Origin of the sequence: Bartonella queenslandensis AUST/NH15 (assembly GCF_000312585.1) — a bacterium.
GTDB classification, from domain to species: domain Bacteria; phylum Pseudomonadota; class Alphaproteobacteria; order Rhizobiales; family Rhizobiaceae; genus Bartonella; species Bartonella queenslandensis_A.
This window is the reverse complement of the sequence record NZ_HE997973.1, coordinates 8,180-12,526: the sequence shown is the minus strand read 5'-3', so window position 1 is coordinate 12,526 and position 4,347 is coordinate 8,180. Positions and strand designations below refer to the sequence as shown.

Sequence of the window (4,347 nt, the reverse complement as noted above, 5' to 3'; positions counted from 1 at the left end):
GCTTTGAAGAAAAGGGCGCTGTCCATAAAACACCACGCTTTGTTGTTCATTTTTGCCGATTGATCTGTCAATTGCAAAGGGCAAACCACTTTCATGCTTCATGTTAAAACCTCAATAAAATCTTGAATTGTTCGCGAACATCAGCCCGCAAAGGAATGTTGACGGGTGTTTTGATGATCTCTACACCACCACGCAGTTCATCAGATCCTAACCAAAGCTTGCCTGGAGGTGTCTGCTTTTCTAGGGAGCCATGAACCAAAACCGAAACAAAAGCGGCTTGTTTGTCAGCAACATCCTCAAAATCTGTACGGGCAGCAAGAAACAACAGAGTGCCTGTTGGGGAAGGATTAAATCTGTTGCCGCAATGGCTGTAGACACCCTCCAAAGCCTGTTCAACAGGCTGGACAATATTGCATCTTCGAAACCCAATCAGAGCATTGTTTGCGTCTCTTAAAGCCAAATAAAGGGGACGATTTTGGAACCACTCTGCCATAAGGATATCGCGCTCATGTTTTTTGACCGAACACCAAGGAAAATTTGCCAAATTCCATGGATAATCAATTTGGTTCCAGCTTAATTCCTCGTCAAAGTCATCAATCCAGTTGCCAATCCGTTTTCCTTCTTGTTCTTCCAGCATGTGGTTGATCTCTGTTGTGCGTCCAAAGGAAAACAGAGTGTCCCCAGCTGTTAAGTGCATGCCGCTCTCGAAGTCCAGCAGGCTGTCATCAAGTCGTGACATATTGCCTTCCAAGGCTTCCACATCATAACCATAGACACCACGACGAAAATCAGAGCGAAAGCTTTTGGAAAGTCCCACAATCGCTTCAATGGCTTCAAGGTTGCTTTGTTCAGGCAACTGGTTAAATTCAAGTTGAAAGGAATTCCACCACGCACGCCCAGACCATGCGGGCTTAAAATGCGCTGAAAGTTCTAACCATTGAAGTCCCAACTCAATGGCGGCAACAGAGCCGCGCAGGCGCTGCCATGCAAGCCCTTGGTCAATCAAATCATAGAGGTTTGGAACATAAGGCGTGAGTTCACCAAGTCCATATTCTTCAATCAACCATGGCAAAAAGCGGGGAGGGCGTGTGATCAGTTTTGCACGGGAAATCCCCAAAACAGACCCATCAACATCTTGATGAAAGTCGCAAGCATCGGCAAGGCGTTTCTCAAATTCTGTTGCATGTGAGGGGAGGAGCGAGCCAACCATTAGCGCGCCCGCCCTTTAAAGTTTAAGGTGATTTTGCCAATCGATAAGATTTCTTCATCACAAACTGCACTGTCCTTTGTTGGTGTAATGGCAATCACTTTCTGGACACCAGCTATCATCAGTTTTGAAACCCACCACGAGAGGCTTAATTCACGACCAATGGCTTGTTCTTGTTTCCAAGCCGTGCGTAAATTTTCTTCCATTGTTGTGAGAATTTTCAAAGATGTTTCCGGCAACAGCCAAACATCGGCTTCTAAGTCTAGCACTTTTTTGACAGCAGCATGCACAATGATGGTATCATTGGTCATGATGATATTTTTTCTGTGAAGAGCTTGTGAAACTGTTTGTAAGAGATCTTCAGAGGCTGTCCCTTGTTCATTATTGCCAAAAACAGCAACATAGATAGTTGGGTCTTTGCCTTTACGATAGATAATCGCATCTTTCACTCGACTATCGGCTGTCAAGGCGATAAGCTTGTAATAGGGTTCTGTTCCACTTCCGTTTCCCCCACGGGCATGAAGCTGTATGCGTTCACGATACCTCTCATCACTCTCTCCCTCTATGCGGGCAATACCATGCCAGTTTCCTAAAGCATCAAGGGATTCACCGGTGGCAAAATCAAGAATATTATTGCGTGCTGCCTCGTTAATACGCTGTCTTAAAAGCAGTTCTCGATAGCTAAAAGCCTCTATGACTTTTACGGCTGGATCACTTTCCAAAAATATATATTCGGGTAAAAGCTCTTTTAAATGGGTAAGAACAGCAGCGCGGATTTCTTCAAAAGAAAGTTCTGTAATAATTTCCGGTTTTGCAAGCGCTCTACTCATTGTATCAATAATCCTTCCATGGTGATGGGCTTTCCTGATGGCAAATACATGCCCTCAAAGGACAGAGAAACTTGTCCGGTTCCAAGCATTTTAAAATCAATCTTTTTCAGCTTAAAACGCGGTTCCCACTTGTCCAAAGCCTCGGCAATGGCGGCATAAAGGGCAACGGCAAAAGCATTATTCACTGGCGCATCAATGAGTTCTGCAATGCGTGAACCATAATCACGTCGCATCACCCGTGTGCCAATGCGTGTTGATAAGATATCAATAATCGACTGCCGCAAATGCTCTATGCCAACCAATGGCTTTCCTGTTATGCGGTCCATTCCCATACTCAATTGGGACCTCCTGTCATCGAGCCACCAGGGTAAACGTCTCCATGAACATGGGTTGCTCCTATATTGGTGTCGTTATGCTTTAATTCCCTTGAATTGATGGAAACCTCATTGCTTGAATGAAGAGAAACATTTTCTTGCGAATGGAGTGAAATGTTCCCCTCTGCTTTTACAGAAATGTTGCCCTTTGCTTTTAAATTCAGATCACGTTCTGAGGTGATTTTGATGCCCTCCGGTGCACTAAGCTCTAGCTTACCAGCATCCCCTTTGAGTGACACGCCATCAGAGATAGTTAGGATAAACTTTCCACCCGATTTTATATTAAGGGCATAGGTGTTTTGTTCATCATCATATTCAAGGCTGGTGCCATCGGGATAAAGTGTTTTATGAATATTGCCTTTATCAGCTACTTGGTTCGCATCGGTATGAATAGAGCCAACAATCACTCCTTGTGATAAATCGCCTGATGATGAGACAACAATGACTTGCTCTCCAACATCGCGCCCCTCATAAGAGCGTGTTTTACCGGCGCGGGCTTGGGTATCTGGAATCCAGTCACTGATAAGATTGCCGGTTTTTACCCGATAGCGTGCATTTTTATGGTCGACATGGCTAATTTTCCCCACCACAACCATATTGGCTACGCGTCTTTTTAAATCAGTAATTTCTTTATCGCGCCGCTCGAGCATGCCTATCCTCTATTTTTATATATTTCTCTTCGTTTTTTATGCCGGTCTCTGGTGCAAAACCTATAAAAGGATCAACTATTCTTGCATTTCCTTCTTCATCCAGCTGAGGAAGGTCCGTCACATAGGTGACTTCAAAGGTTAAAATTGCACCGTGGAGCGCTAGGGCGCCATTATCACCAAAGGCAAAAGCAATATTTTGTAAGCGGCATGTCTCAACTGTATTGTTAAGATTGGGGTTACCATGAAAAATCTTTTCAACCTGCCATGCCAATTGATCAACACAGCGTGCCCCATCTTCTTCTGTTGTATAGCATTCAACATCAACAGTTAAAACACGCCGCCTTAATCCATAATCATGCCCATCTTCAATGGTTTCACTTTGCGTTGAGATATTAATGGCCGGCATTGTTTCAATAAATAAATTGAAATCGCGCATATTGAAAACATTGTCACCAGCCGCTGTTTTTGCTGCCTTTATCAATGCAACAAATGTTTCTCTTATCGTCTCTCTGGGATGCATGGGAGCTCCTGTTCAATTAAGTGTATAAGGTGATTGACTAGGATTAATAATGATACTATTATTAGTTATGAGTAATAAAGTTGAAAAAATAATCAGCTTTATGAAAGCATCACCAAAGAATATTAAGTTTTCAGATTTGTTGGCTGTATGTGTCTATTTCTTTGGAGAACTACGGAAAAATGGTACAAGCCGCTTTGTTTTTAAAACACCGTGGCTTGGTGATCCTCGTGTGAATATTCAAAAAGATTCTGGCAATAAGGCAAAAGCCTATCAGGTTAAACAAGTCTTACAAGCGTTAGAAAGGATGAAACATGAACAATAATCATTATACATATCGTGTTTTGTGGTCGCAAGAAGATGAGGAATATGTTGGATTATGTGCAGAATTCCCATCCCTTTCATGGTTAGACGCTCAAGCAGAGAAAGCTTTAAAAGGCATTATGGATCTCGTTTCAGAGGTTGTTGAGGATATGCAACACAACGGAGAAGAGGTTCCCGTGCCTTTGTCACATGGTAAATATAGTGGTAAGTTTCAATTAAGGATTCCACCAGAACTTCATAGAAAACTTGCAATTCAAGCCGCCGAAAATGGTGTAAGTTTAAATAGATATATTTCTTCTAAACTTTAAAGCTTTTAAAGGCGGCTTATACGCACCAAAAAAAGATTAATTTTTATGGAAACCTCTCAATTAAAACAAATACCCGTTTTTCAAAACGGATGAAGAAGCAGAAAACTTTGTTGATACTGCTAATCTTACGAATTATG

At 42.5% G+C, this 4,347-nt stretch carries 7 protein-coding genes; 2 read left to right on the top strand and 5 right to left on the bottom strand.

The annotated features are described in order from the left end of the window. Positions 1-103 precede the first annotated feature (103 nt). From BN338_RS00230 to BN338_RS00210, 5 genes are read right to left on the bottom strand one after another with little or no spacing between them, the layout of a single operon-like run. Positions 104-1,210: a phage tail protein gene (locus BN338_RS00230; RefSeq protein WP_039757938.1), complete on the bottom strand. Its 1,107-nt coding sequence runs from the start codon at positions 1,208-1,210 to the stop codon at positions 104-106. After that, the gene (locus BN338_RS00225; protein WP_039757937.1) at positions 1,210-2,037 is read right to left on the bottom strand and encodes a baseplate J/gp47 family protein; all 828 of its coding nucleotides are present in this window, start codon (positions 2,035-2,037) and stop codon (positions 1,210-1,212) included. Before BN338_RS00225 ends, BN338_RS00230 begins: the two co-directional genes overlap by 1 nt. Continuing rightward, entirely contained in the window at positions 2,034-2,375 is a 342-nt protein-coding gene (locus BN338_RS00220) for a GPW/gp25 family protein (protein WP_026088286.1), read from the bottom strand. The genes BN338_RS00225 and BN338_RS00220 overlap by 4 nt, the downstream gene beginning before the upstream one ends. Next, on the bottom strand, positions 2,372-3,061 hold the full coding sequence (locus BN338_RS00215; protein ID WP_039757936.1) for a phage baseplate assembly protein V: 690 nt from the start codon (positions 3,059-3,061) through the stop codon (positions 2,372-2,374). The genes BN338_RS00220 and BN338_RS00215 overlap by 4 nt, the downstream gene beginning before the upstream one ends. Further along, positions 3,042-3,581, bottom strand: a complete 540-nt coding sequence (locus BN338_RS00210; protein WP_039757935.1) for a hypothetical protein — start codon at positions 3,579-3,581, stop codon at positions 3,042-3,044. The genes BN338_RS00215 and BN338_RS00210 overlap by 20 nt, the downstream gene beginning before the upstream one ends. 49 nt (positions 3,582-3,630) lie before the next feature. Between BN338_RS00210 and BN338_RS00205 the strand changes: the two genes are divergently transcribed. Continuing rightward, entirely contained in the window at positions 3,631-3,903 is a 273-nt protein-coding gene (locus tag BN338_RS00205; protein WP_039757934.1) for a toxin HicA, read from the top strand. Continuing rightward, positions 3,893-4,210 carry a type II toxin-antitoxin system HicB family antitoxin gene (locus BN338_RS00200; protein ID WP_004856761.1) on the top strand — a complete coding sequence of 106 codons (318 nt, stop codon included), beginning with the start codon at positions 3,893-3,895 and terminating at the stop codon, positions 4,208-4,210. The genes BN338_RS00205 and BN338_RS00200 overlap by 11 nt, the downstream gene beginning before the upstream one ends. Positions 4,211-4,347 lie beyond the last annotated feature (137 nt).